25 protein-coding genes are annotated in these 25,718 nt (G+C 64.0%); 12 read left to right on the plus strand and 13 right to left on the minus strand.

The genetic code is table 11. The features are described from left to right. Positions 1–35: 35 nt before the first annotated feature. From HX851_RS04395 to dksA, 3 genes are read right to left on the minus strand one after another with little or no spacing between them, the layout of a single operon-like run. Entirely contained in the window at positions 36–686 is a 651-nt protein-coding gene (locus tag HX851_RS04395; RefSeq protein ID WP_177063284.1) for a DUF1826 domain-containing protein, read from the minus strand. Further along, positions 686–1,897 (minus strand): zinc metallochaperone GTPase ZigA, encoded by a 1,212-nt coding sequence (gene zigA, locus HX851_RS04400; RefSeq protein WP_177063283.1) that lies wholly within the window; start codon positions 1,895–1,897, stop codon positions 686–688. Before zigA ends, HX851_RS04395 begins: the two co-directional genes overlap by 1 nt. Positions 1,898–1,924: 27 nt before the next feature. After that, complete coding sequence (gene dksA, locus HX851_RS04405) at positions 1,925–2,329, minus strand: RNA polymerase-binding protein DksA (protein ID WP_017129362.1); 405 nt, start codon at positions 2,327–2,329, stop codon at positions 1,925–1,927. Positions 2,330–2,452: 123 nt separating this feature from the next. Here dksA and HX851_RS04410 point away from each other — a divergent pair, with 123 nt between their 5' ends. Then, on the plus strand, positions 2,453–2,830 hold the full coding sequence (locus tag HX851_RS04410; protein ID WP_177065151.1) for a glutamine synthetase: 378 nt from the start codon (positions 2,453–2,455) through the stop codon (positions 2,828–2,830). A gap of 154 nt (positions 2,831–2,984) precedes the next feature. Here HX851_RS04410 and HX851_RS04415 read toward each other — a convergent pair whose 3' ends face one another. Further along, positions 2,985–4,217 carry an N-acetylmuramoyl-L-alanine amidase gene (locus HX851_RS04415; protein WP_177063281.1) on the minus strand — a complete coding sequence of 411 codons (1,233 nt, stop codon included), beginning with the start codon at positions 4,215–4,217 and terminating at the stop codon, positions 2,985–2,987. 131 nt (positions 4,218–4,348) lie between these two features. Here HX851_RS04415 and folE2 point away from each other — a divergent pair, with 131 nt between their 5' ends. From folE2 to thrS, 8 genes are read left to right on the plus strand one after another with little or no spacing between them, the layout of a single operon-like run. Further along, positions 4,349–5,245: a GTP cyclohydrolase FolE2 gene (gene folE2 / locus HX851_RS04420; RefSeq protein WP_177065153.1), complete on the plus strand. Its 897-nt coding sequence runs from the start codon at positions 4,349–4,351 to the stop codon at positions 5,243–5,245. Further along, positions 5,242–5,910: a metal ABC transporter ATP-binding protein gene (locus HX851_RS04425; RefSeq protein WP_177065155.1), complete on the plus strand. Its 669-nt coding sequence runs from the start codon at positions 5,242–5,244 to the stop codon at positions 5,908–5,910. The genes folE2 and HX851_RS04425 overlap by 4 nt, the downstream gene beginning before the upstream one ends. Before the next feature lie 2 nt (positions 5,911–5,912). After that, entirely contained in the window at positions 5,913–6,779 is an 867-nt protein-coding gene (locus HX851_RS04430; protein ID WP_177063286.1) for a metal ABC transporter permease, read from the plus strand. A gap of 11 nt (positions 6,780–6,790) precedes the next feature. Beyond that, entirely contained in the window at positions 6,791–7,678 is an 888-nt protein-coding gene (locus HX851_RS04435; RefSeq protein WP_177063278.1) for a metal ABC transporter substrate-binding protein, read from the plus strand. Then, the gene (gene hisI / locus HX851_RS04440) at positions 7,675–8,109 is read left to right on the plus strand and encodes a phosphoribosyl-AMP cyclohydrolase (RefSeq protein ID WP_177063277.1); all 435 of its coding nucleotides are present in this window, start codon (positions 7,675–7,677) and stop codon (positions 8,107–8,109) included. The genes HX851_RS04435 and hisI overlap by 4 nt, the downstream gene beginning before the upstream one ends. Continuing rightward, positions 8,106–8,666 (plus strand): gamma carbonic anhydrase family protein, encoded by a 561-nt coding sequence (locus tag HX851_RS04445; RefSeq protein ID WP_017129354.1) that lies wholly within the window; start codon positions 8,106–8,108, stop codon positions 8,664–8,666. The genes hisI and HX851_RS04445 overlap by 4 nt, the downstream gene beginning before the upstream one ends. 2 nt (positions 8,667–8,668) lie before the next feature. Continuing rightward, on the plus strand, positions 8,669–10,006 hold the full coding sequence (locus HX851_RS04450) for a dihydroorotase (RefSeq protein ID WP_177063276.1): 1,338 nt from the start codon (positions 8,669–8,671) through the stop codon (positions 10,004–10,006). Positions 10,007–10,044: 38 nt separating this feature from the next. Continuing rightward, the gene (thrS, locus tag HX851_RS04455) at positions 10,045–11,937 is read left to right on the plus strand and encodes a threonine--tRNA ligase (protein ID WP_177063275.1); all 1,893 of its coding nucleotides are present in this window, start codon (positions 10,045–10,047) and stop codon (positions 11,935–11,937) included. 177 nt (positions 11,938–12,114) lie between these two features. On the opposite strand, the gene HX851_RS04460 is transcribed toward thrS, so the two are convergent. Then, entirely contained in the window at positions 12,115–12,630 is a 516-nt protein-coding gene (locus HX851_RS04460; protein ID WP_177063274.1) for a DUF3617 domain-containing protein, read from the minus strand. Positions 12,631–12,758: 128 nt separating this feature from the next. On the opposite strand from HX851_RS04460, the gene cls reads away from it, so the two are divergent. Next, entirely contained in the window at positions 12,759–14,198 is a 1,440-nt protein-coding gene (gene cls, locus HX851_RS04465; protein ID WP_177063273.1) for a cardiolipin synthase, read from the plus strand. A 23-nt stretch (positions 14,199–14,221) separates the two neighbouring features. Here the strand turns inward: cls and cfaB are convergent, their stop codons facing one another. The 8 genes from cfaB to hflK form a co-directional block, all read right to left on the minus strand. Beyond that, on the minus strand, positions 14,222–15,406 hold the full coding sequence (gene cfaB, locus HX851_RS04470; RefSeq protein WP_177063272.1) for a C17 cyclopropane fatty acid synthase CfaB: 1,185 nt from the start codon (positions 15,404–15,406) through the stop codon (positions 14,222–14,224). 85 nt (positions 15,407–15,491) lie between these two features. Further along, positions 15,492–16,280, minus strand: a complete 789-nt coding sequence (locus tag HX851_RS04475; RefSeq protein ID WP_177065157.1) for an HvfC/BufC N-terminal domain-containing protein — start codon at positions 16,278–16,280, stop codon at positions 15,492–15,494. Continuing rightward, on the minus strand, positions 16,271–17,116 hold the full coding sequence (gene bufB, locus HX851_RS04480) for an MNIO family bufferin maturase (RefSeq protein ID WP_177063270.1): 846 nt from the start codon (positions 17,114–17,116) through the stop codon (positions 16,271–16,273). Before bufB ends, HX851_RS04475 begins: the two co-directional genes overlap by 10 nt. Before the next feature lie 69 nt (positions 17,117–17,185). Beyond that, positions 17,186–17,437: a BufA2 family periplasmic bufferin-type metallophore gene (gene bufA2 / locus HX851_RS04485; protein WP_177063269.1), complete on the minus strand. Its 252-nt coding sequence runs from the start codon at positions 17,435–17,437 to the stop codon at positions 17,186–17,188. Between the two features lie 398 nt (positions 17,438–17,835). Then, on the minus strand, positions 17,836–19,758 hold the full coding sequence (locus HX851_RS04490) for a cation-translocating P-type ATPase (RefSeq protein WP_177065159.1): 1,923 nt from the start codon (positions 19,756–19,758) through the stop codon (positions 17,836–17,838). After that, positions 19,755–20,813: an SPFH domain-containing protein gene (locus HX851_RS04495; RefSeq protein ID WP_177065161.1), complete on the minus strand. Its 1,059-nt coding sequence runs from the start codon at positions 20,811–20,813 to the stop codon at positions 19,755–19,757. Before HX851_RS04495 ends, HX851_RS04490 begins: the two co-directional genes overlap by 4 nt. Beyond that, a complete protein-coding gene (gene hflC, locus HX851_RS04500) occupies positions 20,810–21,850 on the minus strand; it encodes a protease modulator HflC (protein ID WP_177063266.1) in 1,041 nt (346 codons plus the stop codon). Before hflC ends, HX851_RS04495 begins: the two co-directional genes overlap by 4 nt. Beyond that, positions 21,847–23,808 carry a protease modulator HflK gene (gene hflK, locus HX851_RS04505; protein WP_177065163.1) on the minus strand — a complete coding sequence of 654 codons (1,962 nt, stop codon included), beginning with the start codon at positions 23,806–23,808 and terminating at the stop codon, positions 21,847–21,849. The genes hflC and hflK overlap by 4 nt, the downstream gene beginning before the upstream one ends. Before the next feature lie 682 nt (positions 23,809–24,490). Here hflK and HX851_RS04510 point away from each other — a divergent pair. Together HX851_RS04510 and HX851_RS04515 are read left to right on the plus strand one after the other, a co-directional pair. Continuing rightward, positions 24,491–24,829 carry a hypothetical protein gene (locus HX851_RS04510; protein WP_177063264.1) on the plus strand — a complete coding sequence of 113 codons (339 nt, stop codon included), beginning with the start codon at positions 24,491–24,493 and terminating at the stop codon, positions 24,827–24,829. Between the two features lie 239 nt (positions 24,830–25,068). Further along, on the plus strand, positions 25,069–25,683 hold the full coding sequence (locus tag HX851_RS04515) for a CDP-alcohol phosphatidyltransferase family protein (protein WP_177065165.1): 615 nt from the start codon (positions 25,069–25,071) through the stop codon (positions 25,681–25,683). Positions 25,684–25,718 lie beyond the last annotated feature (35 nt).

Here is a 25,718-nt window from a genome sequence, read left to right on the forward strand (position 1 = left end):
CATCGCCGGCTTGCCGGCTCCTACAACATCCGTAATCAGGCCAGCCAATCCAGGGTCAGGATCAGTCGCCGCTCGCCTTCGGCCACTTGCGGCGAGCGATGCACCAGGCCAAAGCCTTCATTGCCATGCCAGCGTTCGCCCTTGAGCAAGGCCACCGCACCGCTGTCCACCTGACGGATCAGCGCAGCAGCCGTGGGTTCCGCCGCCGGATCGCCCAACTGCCGACGATCGAGCGCACCTTCCTCCAGCCACTCGCTGCCCACCCCGGCGTAAGTGGTGATCAGCCTGACCGGCACATGGTCGACGTGAAACCTTGGACACATGGCCTTGTCCAGCACCCGCAGGCGCAAGCCGATCCGCCGCGCTCCCAGCAGGCAGGCATAGGCACTGACCAACCAGGACACATCGGTCAGAAAACCTTCATAGCCCTCCAGATCACTGAAGCCCGAGGCCAGACCATGCAGGTTCGGCAGCGCCTCGTCATCCGGCATTTCCAGGCTCAGCGACTCCGCCAACGGCTCGCCCAGGGACAGCAGCAGATGGGCGAAATCAGCGATATGGCTGGGCAACTGACGCTGCCAGACCGCCAGGTTCACGCCATCCTCGAAGATCTCGCCAAGGACGGTCGGCGTCTCACCCCGGACCTGACGAACCGGCGGGCGCGCCTGCAAGCGCGGCGCCAGCATCAGGCGGCCGCCTCTTCGTCGTGCCACGGACCGAACGGATCGCGCAACAGCTGCCAGCCTTCGACGCCCAGGGCCATCTCGTCATCGGTCAGCAGGCAGCTGTCCAGGCGCGCGGTCATCTGCGCGAAGTCGATGTTCTGGCCGATAAACACCAGCTCCTGACGGCAATCGCCGGTGTCGACCGTCCAGTTCTGCATGATCGCCGCCGTGCTCTCGGCATCCTGCGGCCAGTGCTGCTTCGGCACGAAACGCCACCAGCGCCCGGCGAAACCGTGACGCATCAGGCCACCGGCCTGGGACCAGCTGCCCGCCTCCTGGTATTTGCTCGCCAACCAGAAGAAGCCCTTGGAGCGCAGCAGCTTGCCGTTCACCCAGGGCCGGTTGATAAAGTCGAAGAAGCGCTCGGGATGGAACGGCCGCCGCGCGCGATAAGCAGTGGAGGCGATGCCGTATTCCTCGGTTTCCGGCACGTGCTCGCCGCGCAATTCCTGCAACCAGCCGGGGGCCTGGGCCGCCCGTTCGAAGTCGAAGCGACCGGTGTCGAGAATCTTCGCCAACGGCACTTCGCCCATCACCATCGGGATGATTTCGGCCTGGGAATTCAGGCGCTCGAGGATGGCGATCAGTTCCTCGCGCTCCTGGCTGCTGATCAGGTCGATCTTGCTGACCAGGATCACATCGGCAAATTCGACCTGCTCGATCAGCAGGTCGGTGATCGAACGCTCGTCTTCCTCGCCAAGGGTTTCGCCACGGGAGGCCAGGCTTTCCGCAGCCTGGTAGTCGAGCAGGAAGTTCATCCCGTCGACCACCGTGACCATGGTGTCGAGCCGGGCGATATCGGCCAGGCTCTGGCCCTCTTCGTCGCGAAAGGTAAAGGTCTCGGCCACCGGCAGCGGCTCGGAGATACCGGTGGACTCGATCAGCAGGTAGTCGAAGCGGCCATCGCGGGCGAGCTTGCCGACCTCTTCCAGCAAGTCCTCGCGCAAGGTGCAGCAGATGCAACCGTTGCTCATCTCGACGAGTTTTTCCTCGGCACGGTTGAGACTGACGTCGCGCTGGACCTCGCTGCCATCGATGTTGATCTCACTCATGTCGTTGACGATCACCGCCACCCGCAGGTTCTCGCGGTTGCGCAGGACATAGTTGAGCAGGGTACTTTTACCGGCGCCGAGAAAACCGGACAGCACGGTAACGGGAAGACGTTGGGTCATGGTTGATTCCTCATCAGGTCGGCCGGGTCAAAGCGCCCGTTTATGGCGTTCGCGCAGCTCTTCACGTTCTTTGGCTTCGATGCACAGGCTCGCGGTAGGCCGCAGCAGCAGGCGCTTGAGGCCGATCGGTTCGCCGGTCTCGCGGCACCAGCCGTATTCACCACGGGCCAGGCTGTCGAGGGTCTGGTCGATCTTGTCCAGCAACTTCTTCTCCCGCTCCAGCAGGCGCAGTTGCCATTGCCGTTGCTCTTCGGCACTGCCGATGTCCGCCGGGTCGCTGCTCGGTTCGTGTTCGCGCAGGACGTCGAACTCGCCGCTGATACGCTCCTGCAGCTCACGGCGCTGGCTCAGCAACAGCTCGCGGAAGAACCCTTGCTGCGCGTCGTTCATGTAATCCGCCTCGGGCTGGGCGAGCAGTTCTTGTTCAGTCATGGGAGGTCAGGCATCGGGGATTTATTTAATGTTATATTATAACAATGCAATTTAGCCAATCCCCGCTTGCTCGCCGCGACGAAGGGCGCAATGCTGGAGCCGATTCCGCCCACGAGAACGCCGATGCGCCCTGCCCTGAAATGCTCGCTGCTGAGCCTGCTGCTGTTTGCCGCCGACGCCTCGGCACAGATCCCCGGCCCGCTGACCAGTTGCACCCGCAGCGCCACCCTGCTGGCGTGCAAGGACGCCGCCGGCAACGCCTATGGCGTCGCCACGGTGGGCAAGACGATTTACCTGCAGGGTTTCGAAGTGATCGGCAAGCGCTACTGGGCGCAGACCAGCAGCCGCTACGGGCAACTGACCTTCTTTACCGGCATCGCCTCGGATGGCGAAGCCTGGGTCGGTTACAGCCGACGCGTCGGCTGGACCACCCAGAACCGGTTTTCCAGCTCAGGCGGGTTGAGCCGGAAATTTGTCTGTGACCGGATGGTGGGCTGCTAGGCAATTCCATGAAATGCAAACTTGTAGGAGCCGACTTGCCGGCGATGAGGCCCTTGAGACCTGCATCGCCCGAACAGACGCCATCGCCGGCAAGCCGGCTCCTACAGGAGTAGCGTTCCTCAAGCACTGCGTGTCCATCGATGCCGCGCAGGATCTATACCAGCGCTTCCTGGCTTTCCTGCTGCCGCCAGGCGATATAGCTGTCCTGCGGCGGATTCTTCTCGAAGTAGGTCTTCAGGCCCTGGAACAAGCCATCGGCGATCGCCTGCTGGTGCCGGGCGGTGACCAGGCGCTCGCTGTCGCGGACGTTGGAAATGAAGCCGGTCTCCACCAGGATCGACGGCACGTCCGGCGACTTCAGCACCGCGAACCCGGCCTGCTCCACGCGTTTCTGGTGCAGGGTGGTGATGCCTTCCAGGCTGCCGAGCACGGTGTGGCCCAGTTGCAGGCTGGCGGCAATGGTGGCGTTCATCGACATGTCGAGGATCACCCCGGCCAGCATCGGATCCTTGTCCTTGAGGTTGAGCAGGCTCTGGGCACCGATCAGGTCGGCGCCGTTTTCGCGCTGGGCCATGAACCGCGCGGTGGTCGAGGTCGCGCCGCCTTCGGACAGGCAATACACCGAAGCCCCCGACGCGGTGATGCGCGGCGCCGCATCGGCATGCACCGAGATAAACATGTCGGCGTTGTTCTTGCGGGAAAACTCCACGCGCTTGCGCAGCGGCACAAAGAAGTCGTCGTTGCGCACCAGGCGTACATCGAAGCCCTTCTCGCGCTTCAGGCGCTTGGCCAGCAGTTGGGCGATGGACAGCACCACATCTTTCTCGCGTTGGCCCTTCGAGCCCAGGGCTCCCGGGTCCTTGCCGCCGTGTCCCGGATCGACCACCACCATGATGTCGCGCTTGGGATGCGGCTTGCCGGGCGCGGTTTCATGGCGCACCTGCGGTGCCGCCGCAGTCGCCGCCAGGGTTTGCGGCGCCACGGCCGCGGTGCCATTGCTGGTCAGGTCGAGCACCAGCCGATGACCCTGGCCGTCCTGGGGCGGCAGCAGGAAGCTGTTGAGCTGGATCGGCGTCGCCAGGTCCAGGACGATCCGCGTATCGCCCTGGCCGAAATGCCCGGAGCGGATCGAACGGATCACCGTGTTCTTCAAGGCCAACTGGCTGAAATCGCCGGTCAGCTTCGCCCCGCTCAGGTCGATGATCAGCCGCTCGGGCGAGGTCAGGGAAAACGTCTTGTATTGCACCGGGCCGCTGAGATCGAGCACCAGGCGCAGCTTGTCGCCGGTACGCCACAGGCGCGCATTCTGGATCTGTGCCGCGGACAGGCCCAGGGGTATGAAGGCCGCACCGGCCAACAGGAAATTGAGCAACTGACGTCTATGCATGAACCGATAACCAAAAATTAAGGGAGCGTCCGTACTCGATATCGCTGTGTGAAAGCCCCAGCAAAAAAGGCATCGTCGACAGAATAGTTATAATATAACATGTCATTTTATTTCCGACGATGGACCTGCTCATGAATGCGTTGACGCTGCCGGATATCGCCGCGCAGTCATCCCGGCAAGCCTTGCCCCTTGAGTGGGTGGGCATGTGCGGCATTGCTCTACCGGTCGCAATTGACGGCCACCGTCTCAATGCGCAAGCCGACGCTGGCGTCAGTCTCGACGACGGCGAGGCGCGTGGTATCCACATGTCGCGCCTGTACCTGGCCCTGGAGCGCCTGGAACAGCAGGAGCTAACGCCCGCGCTGATCCGTGAAGTGCTGCAACAGTTCCTCGACAGCCACGACGGTTTGTCCCACAACGCCTACCTGCGCATTCATACCGATCTGTTGCTCAAGCGCCCGGCGCTGGTCAGTCCGCTGGCCGGCTGGAAAACCTATCCAGTCAGTGTGTTAGCCGAACTGAAAAACGGAATGTTCCACGTGGAACTAAAAATTGACGTGGCCTATTCCTCGACCTGCCCCTGCTCGGCAGCCCTCGCCCGACAACTGATCCAGCAACAATTCGCCAACGACTTCGCCAACAAGCCTCTGGAGCACAGCGATATCCTCAGCTGGCTCGGCGGTACCCAGGGCATCGTCGCTACACCGCATAGCCAGCGCAGCATTGCACACCTGCAAATTCATCTTGATGAAAAAACGTATCGGTTTCCCTTCGAGGCCTTGATCAACGACGCCGAAGCCGCGCTCGGCACCGCCGTGCAGACCGCCGTGAAGCGCGCCGACGAGCAGGCCTTTGCCCTCGCCAACGGCCAGAACCTGATGTTCTGCGAAGACGCGGCACGTCGCCTCAACCTGGCGCTCAAGCGCTCGGACGCGGTACAGGGTTTCCAGTTGCGGGTGGTGCATGCCGAAAGCCTGCACGCCCATGACGCGGTGGCCGAAAGCCGCTGGAACTGGAGGCAGTCATGATCCGCTGCCAAGGCCTGCGCTGGGGCGCACCGGGCCAACCTCTCACGCCCGCGGTGGATTTCGAACTGGCCGCCGGCAGCCTGACGGGCGTGATCGGCGCCAACGGCACCGGCAAAAGCAGCCTGCTGAAGGTGATCGCCGGGCTGCAAAAACCCTTGGCGGGCAAGGTCATCCTCGATGTTCCACGCCGTGGCAACCTGTCTTTCCTGCCGCAGCAACAGCACCTCGACCGGCAATTTCCCATCAGCCTGCAAGAGCTGGTAGCGGCCGGTTTCTGGGGCATCAAGCTGACGCCGCAGCAACGTAGCGAACGCCTGGAGGCGGTGCTGGAAGACTGGTGCCTGAGCGGCCTGGAGCACCGGCCGTTGATGGCCTTGTCCGGTGGCGAATTGCAACGCGCCCTGCTCGCCCGCCTGAGCCTGGCCGAAGCGCCGATCCTGCTGCTCGACGAACCCCATGCCGCGCTCGACGAGGATGGCAATGCCCTGCTGTGGAAACATATCCATGCCTGGCACGCGGCGGGTCGCACCCTGGTGGTGGTCTGCCATGACCTGGCCTCCGTGCGTCACCACATCCCCGACGCCTTGCGAATCAAGAGCAGCGGCTGCGTGCTGGCGCCGAGCACCGAACTGATCGTGCAACAACCGATCACGCAGGTGGCCTGATGCTGATGTTTGCCCACCATCTCTGGCAGCCGTTCCAGGATTTCGTCTTCATGCGCCGGGCCTTGCTCGGTGGCCTGGTACTGGCCTGCAGTACCGCACCGCTGGGGGTGTTCCTGATCCTGCGGCGCATGAGCCTGATCGGTGACGCGGTGGCCCACGGCATCCTGCCGGGCGCCGCCCTCGGTTTCTGGATCGCCGGCCTGAGCCTGCCGGCCCTGACCCTCGGCGGACTCGGCGCGGGCATGGGCATGGCCGGCCTGTCGGCGTGGATCACCCGCCGCACCGGCCTGCGCGAAGACGCCAGTCTCGCGGCGATCTATCCGATCTCCCTGGCCAGCGGCGTGCTGATCCTTGGCATCGCCGGCAAGCGCCTGGACCTGCTGCACCTGCTGTTCGGCTCGGCGCTGGCGGTGGACGGCCCGACCCTGACCGGCATGCTCTGGGTCTGCGGCATCAGCCTGGTGCTGCTGGCGGCGATCTATCGGCCGCTGCTGCTGGACACCCTCGACCCATTGTTCCTGCAGACCGTCAGCCGCCTCGGCCCGTTGGCCCACGGCGTGTTCCTGACCCTGGTGGTACTCAACCTGGTGATCGGCTTCCAGGCCATCGGCGCGCTGATGGTGGTCGGCCTGATGATGCTGCCGGCCATCGCCTCGCGTTTCTGGAGCCGGCGCCTGCCGGTGCTGATGGCGATCGCCGCGCTGATCGGCTGCGTCTCGGTCGCCCTCGGATTATTGCTGTCGTTCTACTACTCGCTGCCCAGCGGCCCGGCCATCGTGCTGGTGGCTGGCGGCTTTTACCTGCTGTCCGTGGTTTTCGGTCCGGTGCACGGTCTGCTGCGCCGCCCGCCTTCGCTTACATCCCAATGAGGTGTCACCCGATGCGCGCTTTACTCGTGTTGTTCAGCTCCATGCTGGCCTTGTCATTGAACCTGTCCAGCGCCCAGGCGGCGGACAAGCTTCCCGTGGTCGCCAGCTTCAGTATCCTGCGAGACATCACCCAACAGATCGGCGGTGACCATATCGAGGTCACCGGCATGGTCGGCCCGGACGCCGACGCCCACACCTACGAGCCGACCCCGGATGACGCCAAGGCGTTGCTCAAGGCCAGGCTGATCGTCAAGAACGGCCTGGGCTTCGAGCCCTGGCTCGATCGCCTGGTGACCAGCACCGAGACCAAGGCCACCGTGGTCACCGCCAGCAAGGGCGTGATTTCCCACACCATGGAAGAGGACGGCGAGACCATTCCCGATCCGCACGCCTGGCACAACCTGGCGAACGCCGAACTGTATGTGAACAACATCACCAAGGCGCTGATCCAGGTCGACCCGGCGAACAAGGACGACTACACCCGCAACAGCCAGGCCTACCTGAAGCAGATCTATCGCCTGCTGGCCGAAGCCAAGGTCAAGCTCGGCAACCTGCCGGCCGGCAATCGTCGCATCGTCACCTCCCATGATGCCTTCGGTTACCTGGGCCAGGCCTACGGTATCCAGTTCCTCGCACCCCAGGGCCTGTCCACCGAACGCGAGCCGTCCGCTGCCGAAGTCGCCACGCTGATCACCCAGATCCGCAAGGACAAGGTCAAGGCCGTGTTCATGGAAAACATCAAGGACGCCCGCCTGCTCAAGCAGATCGCTGACGAGAGCGGCGCGCAGATCGGCGGCACCCTGTATTCCGACGCCCTCGCGGCCGAAGGTCCGGCGAGCACCTTTACCGGTCTGTTCGAATACAACATGAACACCCTGCACGCGGCGCTGAGCAAATGACCGCGCGGCCGCCCCTGTCGATGCTCGATCTGGAGAGCGCCGTTACGGGCAGCCGCTGGTCCCTCGCGGCAGTGCTCGATGCACTGCCGTGGAACGATGACGGCCTGATCGCCGCCATCGCCCAGCAACACGACAGCGGCGAAGTGCTGATGCTGGCCTGGATGAATCGCCAGGCCCTGGCAGAAACCCTCGAACAACGCCAGGTCTGCTACTGGTCGCGCTCGCGCCAGCGCCTGTGGCGCAAGGGTGAAAGCTCCGGACATCACCAGCGCCTGGTGGAAGCCCGTCTCGATTGCGACGGCGACGCCATCCTGCTGTTGGTCGAACAACAGGGCCCGGCCTGCCATACCGGGCGCCCCAACTGTTTCTACAACGCGATTCGTGATGGCGCGGTGGAAGTCATCAGTGCCCCCCAGGAGACCTCTGCATGATTCGCAAGAACCCTTCCGGCGACCTGCCGGTGATCGCCGAGTCCGCCTATGTGGACAAGACCGCGATCATCTGCGGCAAGGTGGTCATCGGCGAGAACGTCTTTGTCGGCCCCTACGCGGTGATCCGCGCCGACGAAGTGAATGAACGCGGCGAGATGGACCCCATCGTCATCGGCGCCAACTCGAATATCCAGGACGGCGTGGTGATCCACTCCAAGTCCGGCGCGGCAGTGACCATCGGCGAGTTCACCTCCATCGCCCACCGCTCGATCGTCCACGGCCCCTGCACGGTCGGCAACCGGGTCTTCATCGGTTTCAACAGCGTGCTGTTCAACTGCGCGGTGGGCGACGGCAGCGTGGTGCGGCACAACTCGGTGGTCGACGGTCGTGACCTGCCCCCCGGCTTCTATGTGCCTTCCACCACTCGCATCGGTCCGAGCACCGACCTGTCGCAGTTCCCTCCGGTGAGTGTCAGTGCCTCGGAGTTTTCCGAGGACGTGGCGCGCACCAACGTCGACCTGGTCCGGGGCTACAAGGCCCTGCAAAACGAGTTCTGAACATGAGCAGCCTGCTGATCCGCAATGCCCGCGTGGTGAACGAGGGCCGAGAGTTCGACGCCGATATCCGGGTGAGCAACGGCCGCATCGAGCACATTGCCCCACAGATCAGCAACGCCAGCGCCGACCGGGAAATCGACGCCGCCGGCGACTGGCTGCTGCCGGGGATGATCGACGACCAGGTGCATTTCCGCGATCCCGGCGCGCCGGACAAGGGCAGCCTTTATACCGAGTCCCGCGCGGCGGTGGCCGGCGGCATCACCAGCTACATGGACATGCCCAACACCCGCCCGGCGACCCTGACCCTCGACGCCCTGGCCGACAAGAAACGCCGGGCGGCGATCAACTCGGTGGCCAACTACGGTTTCCATTTCGGGGTCAGCAACGACAACCTCGACACCGTGGCGGCCCTCGATCCGCGACTGGTGGCCGGGGTCAAGGTGTTCATGGGCGCCTCCACCGGCAATATGCTGGTGGACGACCCGCGAGTGCTCGAACGGCTGTTCGCCGAGGTGCCGACCATCCTCCTGGCCCATTGCGAACATACACCGACCATCGATCAACGCATGGACAACCTGCGCGAATTGTTCGGCGACATGATCCCACCCGCCGCCCACCCGCTGATCCGCAACGCCGAGGCCTGTTATCGCTCCTCGTCGCTGGCGGTCGAGCTGGCCCGGCGGCATGGCACCCGACTGCATGTCCTGCACCTGACCAGCGAACGCGAGCTGGCCCTGTTCGAGAACAAGCCGCTGAGTGAAAAGCGCATCACCGCCGAGGTCTGCCTGCATCACCTGCTGTTCGATGACCGTGACTACCCGCGCCTGGGCAACCTGATCAAATGCAACCCGGCGATCAAGCACCAATCGGATCGCGATGCCTTGCGCGAAGCGCTGCTGAGCAACCGGCTGGATGTGATCGGCAGCGATCACGCCCCGCACACCTGGGAAGAAAAGCAGCGCCCCTACAGCGAAGCGCCTTCCGGCTTGCCATTGGTCCAGCACGCGCTACCGGCACTGATGGAACTGGTGGCGGCCAAGGTCCTTCCGCTGACCACCCTGGTGGAAAAGACCAGCCACCGGGTCGCCGACCTGTTCGCCATTGCCGAACGCGGCTATCTGCGCGAAGGCTATTGGGCCGACCTGGTGCTGATCAACCGCCAGCCGGTGAGCCGCGCGGTGAGCAACGAACCGATTCTCTACCAGTGCGGCTGGACGCCATTTGTCGAGCGCAGCTTTCGCCATCACGTCGGCACCACCGTGGTGTCCGGACAGCTCGCCTGGCATGCCGGGCAGGTCCATGACAGCTGCCAGGGCCAACCCCTGCAGTTTCTTCGCTGATTCACCTCTATCGCCTGATCGACCAAGGACACCCACCGATGATCCGCATCACCCTCCCCGACGGCTCGCAACGCGAGTACGACCAGCCGCTCTCGGTCTTCGAAGTGGCCGCCAGCATCGGCATCGGCCTGGCCAAGGCGGCGGTGGCCGGGCGGGTCGACGGCCACCTGGTGGACTGTGCCACCCTGATCGAACGGGATGCGCGCGTGAGTATCGTCACCGGGCGGGACGACGAGGGCCTGGAGATCCTCCGGCACTCCTGCGCGCACCTGCTGGCGATGGCGGTCAAGCAACTGTATCCCTCGGCCCAGGTGACCATCGGTCCGGTGATCGAGGACGGCTTTTTCTATGACTTCGCCTACGAACGGCCCTTCACCCCCAAGGACCTGGAACTGATCGAGGCGCGGATGCAGGCCCTGGCCGCGACCAATCATTCGATACGCCGGCGCACCTTGCCGCGCGCCGAAGCCATCGAATACTTCGAGGCCCTGGGCGAGCACTACAAGGCCGAGCTGATCCGGGCGATACCGGAAGGTGAAGCCTTGTCGCTGTATCGCCAGGGCGATTTCGAGGACCTGTGCCGCGGCCCCCATGTGCCGTCGACCGGCATCCTCCAGGCGTTCAAGCTGACCAAGGTGGCAGGCGCCTACTGGCGCGGCGATGCGAACAACGCGCCGCTGCAACGGATCTACGGCACCTGCTGGGCCAACGCCAAGGATCTCAAGGCCTACCTCAGCCGCCTGGAAGAAGCCGGCAAGCGCGACCACCGCAAGCTCGGCGCGCAACTGGACCTGTTCCATTTCGACGACTGCGCGCCGGGCTCGGTGTTCTGGCATGCCAAGGGCTGGACCCTGTTCCAACAGTTGATCGGCTATATGCGCAAGCGCCAGGAACAGGCCGGCTATGTCGAGGTGAACACCCCGGACGTCATGGACCGTGGCCTGTGGGAAACCTCCGGGCACTGGCAGAACTACCGCGATCACATGTTCACCACCACCACCGAGGATGAGCGGGTGTTCGCCCTCAAGCCGATGAACTGCCCCGGCGCGGTGTCGATCTTCGGCCATGGCCTGAAAAGCTACCGCGACCTGCCGTTGCGGATCGCCGAGTTCGGCAAGGTGCATCGCTACGAACCATCAGGCGCCTTGCACGGGCTGTTGCGGGTACGCCACTTCACCCAGGACGACGCCCACATCTTCTGCACCCCGGCGCAGATGCAAACCGAGTGTGAAACGGCGATTGCCCTGGTGTTCGATATCTATCGCGAGTTCGGCTTCGAGGATGTCGTGGTGAAGCTGTCGACCCGTCCGCTCAATCGCATCGGCAGCGACGAGACCTGGGATCAGTTGGAAGGCGCGCTGATCGGTGCCCTGGGACGGATGGGCATCGAGTACCGGATCAATCCCGGCGAAGGCGCCTTCTACGGGCCTAAACTGGAATTCGTACTGCGCGATGCCATCGGTCGCGACTGGCAGTGCGGCACCTTGCAGGTGGACCTCAACCTGCCGGAGCGTTTCGACATCGGTTACATCGGCGAAAATGGCGAACGCCAGCGGCCGGTGATGCTGCATCGGGCGCTGTTCGGCTCGCTGGAGCGGTTTATCGGGATCCTGATCGAACACTACAGCGGTGCCCTGCCGCTATGGCTGGCACCACGCCAGGCGGTGGTACTGAATATCAGCGAGGGCCAGGCCGATTATGCCCGGGAGCTGGCCGAGGGTCTGAAGAGCCGTGGTATCCGCGCCGTGGCGGACCTGCGCAACGAGAAGGTCGGCTACAAGATCCGCGAGCACAGTCTGCAGAAGGTGCCGTACCTGCTGGTGGTGGGTGAGAAGGAAAAGGCCGCGGGGCTGGTCAGCGTGCGCAGCCGGCAGGGAGAGGATCTGGGGGTGATGAACCTGGAGGCGGCGGTTCAGCAACTGACGCCATAACCCCTTGTAGGAGCCGGCTTGCCGGCGATGAGGCCCTTCTGATCGTTGATCGTTCCCACGCTCCGCGTGGGAACGCCTCTCTGGACGCTCCGCGTCCGCTCTTGTGACGCGGAGCGTCACGGGCTGCATTGCCCACGCGGAGCGTGGGAACGATCAGTTATCGGCGATCCGTGGGTTTCAGGAACGCGGCTTGACCGCCCCGCAGTCCTGCCCCAGCCAGACCGCCTTGGTGTCCATGCTGCCGTTCTGCTGGATACCCGTGGCATTGAAGGTGCCACTGACCTGGGTGGTGAACTCGCGATCACTGACAAAATGCGCCGTGCCCGCACCCTGGGCCTTCGGACAACTGAACTTGAACTTCCAGTTCGGCCCATTGCGTTCGGTGATCTGCTGGCTGCAGCCGGACTGCGGATCGGTCAACGGAATCGACTCGGAGGCCACCTGCTGCGGAGTCAGGCACATCCGCACGCCCTGCCCGCCGAGATTGATGCCCTGCTTTTCCAGGGCCGCCCGCTGCTCCGGCGTCGTGTTCTGCTTGAGCACACCCAGCAGCATGCCGACATCCAGCGACTGGTTTTCCACCTGCACATTGCTGGAGGTCAGCTCCCACAAACCGGGCTGCAGCACTTGCGCCTGGGCCACGGGAATCACGAAGGCACAGGCGATGGCCAGACCCGGCAGACGAAGGTTCATCGTATTGCTCCTAGAGAATTGTCCTGCTTAGACGTCAGAATGATGCTTGGGTTGCGTGATGAATTAAATAGCGACAATCGTGATGGAACATGGTCTGTTAGGCATTGAGAAATAAGGATCAGGACCTTATGGATTATTTTGGCCCCCATGTTTTCGGCTATCTGATTGCACTGATTCATTCACTCGGGACCATCGCGGCGATCCATGCCGTACTGACCGTGCGCACCGCACAGGGCTCGATTGCCTGGGCGCTGTCGCTGATCTTCATTCCCTACCTGACGCTGATCCCCTATCTGGTCTTCGGCCGCAGCACCTTCGATGCCTACATCAAGGCCCGGCGCCAGGCCAACGTGGAAATGCGCAAGGCCATCGCCGACCTGAACTGGCGTCCCTGGGTCGAGGAAGCCCTGGCGGCGCGCAACTCCCAGGCCTATGCCGCACTGCGGGCGATGCCCAAGCTCGGCCGCATGCCGTGCCTGGCGAATAACCAGGTGCGCCTGCTGATCAATGGCGAAGCCACGTTCGAGGCGATTTTCCAGGCCATCGGCCAGGCCCGTCATGCCGTGCTGGTGCAATTCTTCATCGTCCATGACGACCAGCTCGGGCGCCGCCTGCAAAGTCTGCTGTTGGAAAAGGCCGCCGAAGGGGTCGAGGTCTATCTGCTGTATGACGGTATCGGCAGCCACGCCCTGCCCCATGGCTACGCCGACACCCTGCGCGAAGGCGGTGTTCGGGTAAAGGCCTTTGCCACCCGCAGTGGCTGGCTCAACCGGTTCCAGGTGAATTTCCGCAATCACCGCAAGGTAGTGGTGGTCGATGGCCTGACCGGCTTTGTCGGCGGGCACAACGTCGGTGACGAATACCTCGGTGCCAAACCGCCGCTGTCGCCCTGGCGCGATACCCATGTGCAGGTCAGCGGCCCGGTGGTGGCCTGCCTGCAGGAGTCGTTCGCCGAAGACTGGTTCTGGGCCGCGCGGCAGTTACCACCGCTGATCCTGCCGGATGCCTATCCGGACGACGGCGTGCTCTGCCAGTTGCTCGCCAGCGGTCCGGCCGATCCCTTCGAAACCTGTTCGCTGTTCTTCGTCGAGGCGATTCACGCCGCCCGCGAGCGGGTCTGGATCACCAGCCCCTACTTCATCCCCGACGAAGCCGTGTTCGCCGCCCTGCGCCTGGCCGTGCTGCGCGGGGTGGACGTGCGCCTGCTGCTGCCCTCGCGGCCGGACCACCGGATCGTCTACGCCGCCTCCAGCCTCTATGCCTTCGAAGCGGTGCGCGCCGGGGTCCGGGTATTCCGCTATGGCCCGGGGTTCCTGCATCAGAAAGTGGTGCTGGTGGACAACGAAATCAGTGCCATCGGCAGCGCCAACCTGGACAACCGCTCGTTCCGGCTGAATTTCGAGTTGATGCTGCTGACGGTCGACGAAGCTTTCGCCAGCGACGTGGAGACCATGCTCCTGAAGGACTTCGACCTGGCCAGGGAAGTCACCCGCGAAGACAGCCGGGAAACCCACCGCCTGCAACAGCTCGGCATGCGGGTTGCCCGACTGATCTCGCCGATTCTCTAGATTACGAGCTCTAGCTTGCGAGCCTAGCGATACAAATCGTCGCGGGTCCAGGGCAGGTCGTGGCTGCCATCGGCGAAAGGTTTTACCGCGAGGATCTGGTGCAGATTGATCCAGCCTTTCTCGAAGGCGTAGGCGCAACCGGCCAGGTACAGCCGCCAGATCCGCAGGGCCTTTTCCGGAACCTGCCGGGCCGCGGCTTCCAGGTTGTTTTCCAGGCGCTGGCTCCAGATATTCAGGGTCTTGGCGTAGTGCAGCCGCAGGCTTTCCACATCGACCACTTCCAGTCCGGCTTCGCTGACATACGCCGAGATCATCGACAGGTGCGGCAGCTCGCCATTGGGGAACACGTAGCGATCGATAAAGTCCCCGGCCCCGCGCCCCACCGGACGCCCGTCGGTATGCTTGGCGGTAATGCCATGGTTCATCACCAGGCCGCCCTCGCGCACCGCGCCGAAAAGGATATCGCTGTACTGCTTGAGGTTGGCATGGCCGACATGCTCGAACATGCCGACACTGACCACCTTGTCGAAACGTCCGTCCTGCGGCAGGTCGCGGTAGTCGAGCAGTTGCAGGTCGACCTTGTCCTGCAAACCTTCGGCAATCACCCGTTCCTTCGCCAGGGCCAGTTGCTCCTTGCTCAGGGTAATGCCGAACACCTTGACCCCGAACTCGCGGGCCGCGAAGCGCGCCAGGCCACCCCAGCCACAGCCGACATCCAGCAGGTACTCGCCCGGCTGCAGGCGTAGCTTGCGGCACAGATGGCGGAACTTGGCCTGCTGGGCTTCCTCCAGGGTCGCGTCTTCAGTTTCGAAATAGGCGCAGGAATAGACCATCTCGCGGTCCAGCCAGAGCTGGTAGAACTCGTTGGAAAGGTCGTAGTGATAGGAAATCGAAGCCGCGTCGGTTTCCTTGTCGTGGGCCTGGCGCACCGGAAGGCTGTCCCCTTCGTCTTCCAGCAAGGCCTGGCTCAACTCGTCACAGACCCGCACCACCTCGCTGACCGAGCCTTCGAGCTCCAGCTTGCCCTCGACAAACGCAGTACCCAGCAGATCCAGCGTGGGATGCGTGAATTGCGCGACCAGCTGCGGGTCCTTGACGATGATGGTGACACTGGGTGTCGGCCCGAGATTGAATTCATGGCCGTCCCAGAGTCTCAGGCGTAGCGGAAGCTGAAGATTCTGTAAGGCCGGTGGAAGTTGCGCGAGCATGAGTAGTCCCCCCTTGTTTCAGACGTCTGATTAAAGGGTAGCGCATCCACGGAAACTGTCAGCCTATCGAGATAATAGTCCCGAACTATGAGGTTCGCCGCTGCACCAGGCCATCGTTCACCCACTGCTTGAGCCAGGTCACCGCCTGCAACGGCGCGCCCTCGCCCAGGCTGTCCGCCAGTTCGCCGCACAGTTGTGCGAAGCTCCAGCCGTCACGGGCCATGCCGCTCAAGGCCAGGGCTTCGGCCGGCTCCAGGCTGCGATAATGGCAGACCAGGCCAGCGCGCCAGACCAGGCAAGTCTGTGGTGCATCCAGCCGCTCGCTGTCCGGAAACGCGGTTTCAGCCTTCACTGCCCGCCACATCGCCAGGCTGTTGAAGGCGCATTCGAGCCAGCGGACGCTGGGCACCAGCTCAAGCTGCAGTCCCGGCCAGTCCTCGGGCGGCAGGGTCGCCATGCGCTCCAGGGTCATGGGGTCGCCGGGCAAGGCATCGAAGGCCAGGGTGAAGGCCCATTCCAGGCGGATCAGGTCGGTCAGCGGCGCACTTTGCTCCGCGATCAGGTGGCGCTGGACAAAGGCTTCGAATCCCGCCCCCAGCCAGCGCAGGCTGTAGTTCGACGAGGGGCACTCACGCAGGTAGGCGTGGGTCAGCGCATCGAATTCGTCGTCGCCCAGCCAGTTCCAGACCGTCGGGAAATCGCTGAGCAGGGTTTCCTGCAACCGCGAGCGATAGGCGTTGTGGTAGATCGCCAGGCCGGTTTCGACATCCAGCGTCGGCCCGCCGATCAGGCTCTCGCTCAAGACCGCACTGGCGCCGGGCGCCTCGCCCAGCAGGTAGCGTTCAAAGGCCAGTTGCCAATCGTTCAAGCGCATAACGGTCTCCGCGCCAGCGCAGCGCTGCCCAGCTCGCGGGCCTTGCCCAGCTCCGTCACCAGCTCTTCCAGCGGTGGGAAGTGATCGTCGCGCTCCAGCAGGGTCGCCACCGGCCCGAGGTGTTCCAGGGTGCGCTGGTAAAGGTCCCACACCGGGTCGCAGACCGGATGGTCATGGGTATCGATCACATAGTCGCCATAGTCGGCGTGTCCGGCCAGGTGCAACTGGCGGATCTTGCGCGCCGGCAGGCTTTGAATAAAGGTCCAGGGATCGAAACCGTGGTTGCGCCCGCTGACATAGACATTGTTGACGTCGAGCAACAGCTCGCAGTCGCTGAGACGGCTCAGGGCCTCGAGGAATTCCCATTCGGAAAACTCGTCGGAAGCGGCGCGCACGTAACTGGAGACGTTCTCCAGTACCAGCGGCTGTTGCAGTACGTCCTGCACCTGGCGCACCCGGCCGGCCACGTAATACAGGCTTTCTTCGGTGTAGGGCAGCGGCAACAGGTCGTGCAGTTGATGGGCGTTGCCACGGCTCCAGCACAGATGGTCGGAAATCCACGCGGGCTTTACCCGGTCGGCCAGCTGCTTGAGATTCTTGAGGTACTGCGCATCGAGTTCATGGGGCCCGCCGATGGACAGCGACACGCCATGCATCACCAGCGGATAGCGCTCGGCGATGGCATCCAGGTAATACAGCGCCTTGCCGCCCTGGACGAGGTAATTCTCGGAAACGATCTCGAACCAGTCCACAGCCGGCGACTGCTCGAGAATCTCCTGGTGGTAGTGACTGCGCAAACCCAGGCCATAACCCAGGAAAGGACGGGAAGCGGACATGCTGGACTCCTTGCAAAGTGTCCGCAGCGGCATGGGGGGCCGACCGCTGCGGGAGCACTCGGTCGTCGATTATTCGCCGACTTTACCGCCAGCCGCGTCGCAGGCCGACTTGCTCATTGCCTTGAAGCCCTGGCCTTTGCAGGAACCCTGGCCTTTGCAGGCGTGATCCTTGGTTTTGCAATCGTTCTGGCCTTTGCAGGCGTTGACGCCATAGCAGTGAACCTGAGCATCGGCAGCCGACGCCTGGGTCACAACGCCCGCAAACATGGTGGCAGCAGCGAGAGCGAGAGCAGCACCGGCGGCAGCAGATTTGATGTTCATGTTTTATATCCTCGAAATGATCGCTAGGGGTGTCGGTCCGAACGGAATGTTCAGTCTCGACATAGCACTAGAGAGCGCTCGCTTTCGGCTGTTACAGCGAGCGACAAATATTTTCGAGAGAAACCCTGAGTCCTGCCTTTGGGGGTGACGCGGAGCGTCACAGGCTGCATTCCCACGCAGAGCGTGGGAACGATCAAAGCCCTTTGTGTACCCTCGGAAAACAGTGAACCCTGTGGGAGGGGGCTTGCCCCCGAAGCTCTTGGCGCCCGCCAGGACGCCTTCGGGGGCAAGCCCCCTCCCACATTCCTTCCCACATTCCCTCCCACACATTCCCTCCCACACATTCCCTCCCACACATTCCCTCCCAAACAAGCCAGCCTTCACACAAGCTTTGCTGCTTATTCGGGCAATTTGAGCAGCGGCTCCTGGAAGCGCAACAGGCGTCCGGCATTGCCCAGCACCAGCAAGGTACTGAGGTTGTGCAGCAGCGCCGCGATCATCGCCCCTGCCGCCCCCAGCCAGCCGAAAGCCGCCGCCGCGACAATCGCCAGGGTCCAGCCCAGGCCGATCACCACGTTGACCTGCAAGGTCCGCCGGCACTGGCGGCTCAGGCGCACGCAGGTGCCCAGGCGGCGCAGGTCGCTGCCGATCAGGACCACGTCCGCCGAGGCCAGGGCGATATCCGCCCCGCCCGCGCCCATCGCCACGCCGACCACACCGGCCTTGAGCGCCAGGGAGTCGTTGATGCCGTCCCCCACTACCATAGGCCGGAAACCGCTGCCGATCTCGCCGAGCACACGAGTGAGCTTGTCTTCGGGCAAGGCCTGGGCCTCGATATCGCTGATCCCGACTTCCCGCGCCAGGCTGTCCGCCACGCTCTGGCGATCGCCAGTCAGCAGCAGTTGTCGCCCCAGCCCCAGTTCACGCAATTCGGCCAGCGCCTGCCGCGCTTCCGGCTTGACGCTGTCGGCCAGCAACAGCCAGGCGAGAAACTCGCCATTGAGCGCCAGCCCGGCAATCGGTCCGTCGTGCTCGGGCACCGCCGGGGTGGTGATCGCCAACTGCTTGAACAACTCGGGCCGGCCCAGTGCCGCCTGCCCCTGGGCGGTGCTCGCCACCACACCGAGCCCCTGGCGCTCATGGACTTCGCTCAGCTCGATCCACTGCGTCGGCGCCACCAACCCGGCCAGCGCACGGCTGACCGGATGGCTGCTGGCCGAGCCGAGGCTCGCTGCCAGGCTCAGCAATGGCGCCTGATCGGCAACGTCAGTCTGCAGCGATTGCAGGCGCAAGGTGCCATAGGTCAGGGTGCCGGTCTTGTCCACCACCAGCGAGGTCAGGTCCGCCAGCTCTTCGAGAAACGCCGAGCTGCGAATCAGGATCCCGTGGCGCGCCGCCACGGCAATCCCGGCAATCGCCGTCGCCGGTGCCGACAACACCAGCGCACAGGGACAGGCCGCCACCAGTACCGCGAGCATCGCCTGGGCATCGTTGGTGATAAACCAGGTCACCGCCGCAATCATCAGCACCAGCACCATGTAGCTGCCGGCGTAGCGTTCCAGCAGGCGGGTGATCGGCGGCTTGGAACGCTCGGCGCTCTGCATCAGCGCGATGACCTTGCCCAGGGTCGATTCGTCGCCGGTGCGGGTCACTTCGATGCGCAGCAACCCGTCGAGGTTGATCGCCCCACCGAACACCTGCACACCGGGGCCGGCCTCCAGCGGCACCGACTCGCCGGTGATCGGCGCGGTATCGAGGCTCGCCTGACCGGACAGCACCACGCCGTCGGCGGGCACCCGGTCGCCGGCGCGCACTTCCACCTGGTCACCAGCCTTGAGCGTGGCGTTATCCACTTCCACCACGCTGCCATCGGCCTGCACCCGGCGGGCATGGCTGCGGGTCAGGCGGCCGAGGGCGCCGATGGCTTCCTGGGAACCGATGACACTGCGCTCTTCGAGCACATGGCCGAAGATCATGATGATCGGCAACAAGGCGGCGGTCAGCAGGTCGCCGGTGGCCCAGGCGCCGAGCATCGCCAGGGCGATCAACTGGTCGGTGATCCCGTGCAGGCTCGGATAACGCAGGCTGTACCAGGCCGAACGCATGACCGGCACGGCCACCAGGACAGAGGCGAAGCCCAGCAACAACTGGCTGACACCGACCTGTCCGGGCGCCAGCCAGCGCCATACCAGGCCCAGCCCGAGCAGGCCGAGGGCAAGCATCGCCAGTACCAACTGGCGCGCCGCACTGCGTTGTTCGGCGCTGCTCAACAGACTGGGCGCGGGGCTCGCAACGTGGCTGCTCACAACATGGCTACTCATTGTTCAGCTCCCTGAATGATCAGGCGGGAATCGTCCCGTGGGTCGACCGTGGTCACCGACCCGGCCTGACCGAGAATCTTCGGCAAACGCTCGCGGTACAGGCGCAGCAACAGGCCCGGATCGCTGCCGTCCTGCTGCGCCCTGGCCAGGCTCACCACCGTTGCCGTATCGGCCTGGGCCTTGGCCAGGCGCTCGCTGGCCTGGGCCTCGGCGACCCGCACCAGGCGGTCGGCATCCTGGGTCGCCGACTGGCTGAGCTTGGCCGCTTCGTTATGGGCATTGGCGACCGCCTTGTCGGCCTGCTGGCTGGCGGTCAGCACCGCATTGAAGGCATTCACCGCCGGGCCCGGCAGGCTCGACTGGACGTCGACCCGCGCCACTTCGACGCCGATCCCCTGCCCCGTCGCTGCCAGCTCGACCAGCCGCCGGTTGACCCCTTGCAGCAGATCGCCGCGCAGACGCTCGCGGCGTTCGGCGGCCTGGCTGTCGCTGCCGATCAGTTCCGGGCGGGCCACCAGAATGGTGTCGAGGTCGCGCGCCGCCGTCAGCGCCACGGCGCTACGAGTGACGATACGATCGAGGGCCGGCAGCACATGCCCGGCCTGAAGCACAAAGGCGTAGGGATCGGTGACCTTGTAGAACACCCGCACATCCAGTTGCACCACCCCGGCATCGCCGGTCAGCAGGTAACCGGAGCCGGCCAGCGCATCGTTGACCGGCGTCGCCAGAGTCGCCTGGCGATCGGCCTGCAGGGCGGCGTCGGAGCGCAGCAGGCCTTCCACCCGCCGCTCGATCACCCGGTCCGCCGCCGGCAGGATCACCACCTGCTCGAATGGCCGCGGCCAGGCCAGCAACAGCCCGGCATTCTGGATCCGCTCCAGGGCGCCGAGACGCAGGACCACCGCACGGTCCTGCGGGTCGATCTGCCGGACATTGGAAAAGGCCCAGGCCAGCGCCGCCAGCAGCGTCACCGCATACAGGCCGAGAAACGCCAGGCGCCCGGCCTGGATCCACGGGCTGCTAAGGCCCACTTCCTGTTCAGGCCGCTCGCTCATGGCTGCGATCCGGTCTTGTCAGCCGACCCGGGCGGACCGTCCACCAATACCCGGAACGGCGCCGCATCGGTACGCAGGATCAGCTTGGTGCCGGGGGTGACAATGGTGCCGAGGGTGTCCAGCGAGCGCAGCAGGTTGTACAACTGCGGCGAACCGGCGTAGGCACGACCATAGATCCGCGCCGCCTCGACCCGCGACTGCGCCTCGATATCCGCCGCCTTGACCGTGGCATCGGCTTGCAGGATGCGCGCATCGCGTTCGGCGGCGGAGCGGATCTGCGCCGCTTCACGCTTGCCGATCGCCGTGCGTTCGGTGGCGATGGTTTCTCGCTCGGCGCGCATCCGGTCGACGGTGGCCGAGAGCGTGACCGAAGGCAGGGTCAGGCGCTCGACACCCACCTGCAGGACCCGCACGCCATAGGTCGAGAGCAATTGCTGGTCGATCTGCTGGCGCAGCTGGGCTTCGAAATCGGCGATCCGCACCTGGCTGGCATCGGTGTTGACCAGGCTCGACAGGTCGAAGCTGGCCGCGGTGGTTTCCAGGGCCGAACCGACGAAGGTGCGAATCTGCCGCGCCGCTTCGTCCGGCTGGTTCTGCACCGCGCGCATGAAGCGCTCGACATTCTGCGGATCGCCCTGCACCTGCCACGCCACATAGGCCTGGATGATGATGCGCAAACCGTCGCGGGTCCCGACATCCTGCAGGCCGCTGGAGGTGGTGCGCAGGCGCAGGTCGACCGGGATCGCCGCTTCGAACGGTGCCGGCCAGCGCCAGCCGAGGCCCGGCTCCAGCAGGACCCGCGACGGGTTGCCGAAACGGGTGATCACCGTGGCCTCGCCGGAACGCACCTGCACCAGACTCGCCGCCGCGACCGCGAACAGGATCAGCAACAGCGCCCAGCCCATGCGGCGCCACGGAAAAGGCCCGCCGCTCTCGCCCGCGCCATGGTGATGATGGTGGTGGCCGTGATGATGACCGTGACCGGCGTGATCGTGGCCCGCGTGATCGTGATGATCGTGTGAATGAGACAGGCTCAAGGGGTGACTCCTTGCTGAACGGCTTTACGCGGCGGCGCAGGATCGGCCGGCGGCGTGAATGAACGCAGATCGATGGTGGGCGCGCTGTTGCCACCCAGGCGATGATCGAGAATAAGCAGCCTGGCCTTGCCCAGGCCCTGGCTCAGTTGCGCCAGGTACTGCTCCAGCACGAAGGCCCGGCCGGCCTGGGCATAGGCTTTCTGTTCGGCGCTGAAACGCAGGTCCGCCGCCCGGGCGCCGGCCTGCACTTCATGCGCGGTGGCCTGGGCCTGGTCGCGGACAATGCTGGCCTGCAACTGCGCCTGGTTGGCCTGTTCGCTGGCGGCGCCGCGTTCGCGGGAGATCAGGGCCTGGGCGCTGATCTGCGCGGCCTGCACCGCGTGATAGGCATTGGCCGCGCCGGCCGGCGGGTGTATCGCCTCGACCACCGTGGCGAGGATCTCCACGCCACTGTCGAGTTGCTGCAGGTCGGCCTGCACCGCACGGCCGATATCGTCGGCCAGGGCACTGCGCTGTTCGCCCAGCAGGCCATCGAGGGTGCGGGAAGCGAAGTCATGCACCAGCACCCGGCTGGCGGTGCTGCGGATCAGCGTCGGCACATCGGCACTGTTGTAGGTGGCGGCCAGCGCCGCCTGATCGCTCAGGCCGATACGGTAGACAAAGCGCACGTCCATGTTGACGATCTGGAAGCCCTGTTTATCGCCACTGCTGCTGGCGATCACCTGGGATTTTTCGTTGACATGGCTGGCGTCCCACAGGCGGTTGGCGCTGGCCGGCGGCAGGCCCTCGGCCGGTTCGAGTTCGGCTGGGGCGGCGGCGTCGACGCTGGTCGCCAGTTCGTGGACCACGCCGTTCTCTACCGCCAGCACACGGCCCAGCGGCCAGGGCAGGCCGATATGCAGCCCGGGGCCGAAGACTTCCACGGGTTTGCCGAAACGTTCGTAGATGCCACGGCCCTGCAGCGGCACTTCGCTGATCCCGCTGAGCAGCCAACCGACCGCGAGCACCACCGCCAGCACCGGGGCAAACGCCCGGCGCATGTAGCTGAAGGCCCAGATCTGGCGCAGGTCGATACCGAAGCGGTTATGCAGTTCATGTTGCAGCGCCATCAACGGCCGGGGCGGCCAGCGCAGCAATCCGGCGACAAAACTGGTGGCGATCAGCCGTGGCTCAAGGCGTTCACGGCGCGGGCTGAACAGCGACAGCAACGCCCGCAGCAGCAACTCCGCCGCCACCAGTACCGGCAACAGGCCGATCAGCGTGGCCAGGCGTACCGGCCACACGGTGTCCGGACCGGTGAACAACAGGCACAGGGCACTGAGCACCAGCACCGTGATCGCGACCCTGCTCACCTGGGCCAAGGCCTGCGCCTCCGGCCATTCGGCCTCGTGGGCCTGGGCGAACTGACGCTCCAGCACCAGCAAGGCGAATGCCAGCAACAGACCCAGCGCCGCCGCGACGGAACCGCTCAACCCCAGGTTCGTCCCGACCAGCGCCAGGTTCCAACTCTGCTCGACACTCAACAGGACCAGCAGCGACCAGCCGACCAGCCACAGCGTGTCGGCACCGATCTGCGCCAGGGCGTTGCGCCAGGCGCCATTGAAGCGCTCGACCAGGCGATCGTAGAAACCGGGCGGCTCGACCGGCGATTGCGCCGCCACCTCGTCGGTCGCCACCGCCAGCGGTGCCCGCGCCTGCTCGCGCCAACGCGCCAAGCCGGCGGCCGACTGCAACGCCGCGACCACCACCAGCAGCGCAGCGGCGTTATTGCTCAGCAGGGTCGGCCAGATCGAAACCGGGGCAAACAACCCGACAAAGAACCCCAGTACCAGGCCACTGATCGCCAGCACGGCCAGGCCAATGCCCAGGCGGCGCAGCCGGCGAGCCTGGTAGCCCGCCTGTTGGAAACGCGGCAGGCCTTCCAGATCGGCCCCCGGCGCTTCAAGATCCACTCGCATGTCCACTCCAGACCCGATGCAACCATCGAGGTCATCCATCGTCGAAATCACTGGCGCGCCGGAACGCACATCGAACCGCCATGAAAGGGCGCGTTGCCGGACACCTTGAAGCATTTGGTTACGATATAACAGAAAGAGTGAATTTTCTGTTCACAGAACGCTTTTTATTCACATCGCTGGCAGATCCCGGCATTGCTCCGGGCACGCCGATAGACCGCAGGGCCTTAATATAAAAAGGAAGACCCCCGAAAAAAGGCAAGCCTGAATTTTTTTGTTATAGCGTTGGACAACTAAAGCAGATCGCTCTTACATACAACTTATATAGCTCCTACAAACTGATATACGCCGATAGATTGTTATTGTTCAGGGTTTGACCAATGTAACAAAATCCAACAACTACGCGACTTGATCGACGAATCACCAGTGACTAACATCCTGCCACTTGAATATTTATATGGCACCTTTTTCAGCGAGCCCACTCCGTTAAAACGAAGCCACTGAAAAGGTTGAAGATAAAGCCCGGCGCCTGCCAAACGGGCCTGGATATTCATGTAATGAAATACAATAAGTTCGAAACCCCATAACTATAGGCCGAACGGCCAAGACACTTGATACCCCTGTGCATGCTGGTGACCCATACTATCGCCAACACTCGGCATGCATTCCGAGCGACGGAGCCGCCATGAGTCAAGATCTGAATCAATATCGTTATTTTCAACGGTCGCCAAGGCCTGCCGGTCACTCCGGCAGAACCAGTTGCCTGACCATCAATCAACCCGGGGCACGCCTGGCACTGAACAACCTGCTGGATCTGATCAGCCATGAAATCCGCCAGGAAGACGATGAGAAAGTTCATCGCCTGACCTTCAAGAGCGGCCAGACACTTTGCATCACTATCGACGCCAGCCTGATCACGGTCCGAGGATCACGTGTCGATTTCCACACTGACTCGCGTTATCCCCATACCACCTATCTTGAAGATCCTTCCCTGATCAGTACTAGCAATAAGCTATCACTTTGAGTGTCCCGCCCATGAATCCAGGGGACTGACAGCTGGATTCATGGCGTGATCTGCACCTTCTGCGTGGGCTGTCCGAAGTTTGTTTCCAGAATATGTCCAGCCGCACGCATTTTTATCCGGAACCTAATGTCAGCCCTTGTCATTTGTGGCAATAATTCAGTTGCGCAAAAAACAGCCGTGCCTGCTTGCGCAAATCCTTCCCGGAACCGCTTCCCTCTCAGACAAGGACCGTCGCTTCCATGCCTTCGATCTACCAGCTCAAGCCTCGCTTCCAGAACCTGTTGCGGCCCATCGTCCAGCGCCTCTTCGACAATGGCACCAGCGCCAACCAGGTGACCCTGAGCGCGGCGATCATTTCCCTGCTGGTGGGTGCCGTGGTGGCGACCTTTGCCGTTCATCCCGGGGTGTTCCTGATCATCCCGCTGTGGATGATCCTGCGCATGGCCCTGAATGCCATCGACGGCATGCTGGCCCGGGAGTTCGGCCAGCAATCGAAGCTGGGCGCCTACCTGAACGAGCTGTGCGACATCGTCGCCGACAGCGCGTTGATCCTGCCATTCGCGTTGCTGCCCGAAGTCAGCCTGCTCGCGGTGCTGCTGGTGACCCTGCTGGCACTGTTCAGTGAGTACGCCGGCGTAATGGGGCCGCTGATCGGTGCCTCGCGGCGCTATGACGGCCCCATGGGCAAGAGCGACCGCGCCTTTGTCCTGGGTGTGATCGCCACCGCCGTGGCCTTCGGCCTGATCAATGCCCTGTGGATAAACGGCTTGTTCCTGCTGATGGCGGCACTGTTGCTGGTCACCCTGGTCAACCGCGTACGCCAGGGCCTGAAAGAGGTTGCCACGGCACCCTGACAGCGGCTCAGGAACCAGAAATCATAAAAATACAG

It is taken from the genome of Pseudomonas gingeri (genome assembly GCF_013385635.1).
In the GTDB taxonomy this organism is placed as follows: Bacteria; Pseudomonadota; Gammaproteobacteria; order Pseudomonadales; family Pseudomonadaceae; genus Aquipseudomonas; species Aquipseudomonas gingeri_A.